Here is a 316-nt window from a genome sequence, read left to right as displayed (position 1 = left end):
CGATAGTTGTTAAGGTCGCTCACTCCACCTTCTCATCAAGCCAGTCCGCCCACCATTGCATCATTTCTCTGCGTTTATCGAGATACTGAGCATGGTTGTAAATCCCACGCACAGATCCGCCGTTTGCATGTGCCAGTTGCACTTCAATAGCGTCAGCAGGCCATTCGTGCTCGTTCATAATCGTGCTGAATTCATGCCTGAATCCGTGACCGCTTTCCAGACCCTCATAGCCGATTTGTTTGATCACAAGCAGTACCGCGTTCTCGCAGATTGGCTTCTTCTTATCGTTGCGCCCGGCAAAAACAAACTCTGAGAC

General features: G+C 50.0%; 1 pseudogene. It reads right to left on the bottom strand.

The window, feature by feature from the left end:
- Positions 1 to 19 precede the first annotated feature (19 nt).
- Positions 20 to 316: pseudogene (gene intS, locus AC0L3J_RS37835) on the bottom strand (prophage integrase IntS); the annotation flags it as partial.

This window comes from Bradyrhizobium sp. Kon37 (assembly GCF_055807535.1).
The sequence above is the reverse complement of the archived record's forward strand: the minus strand, read 5'-3'. Positions and strand labels throughout refer to the sequence as shown.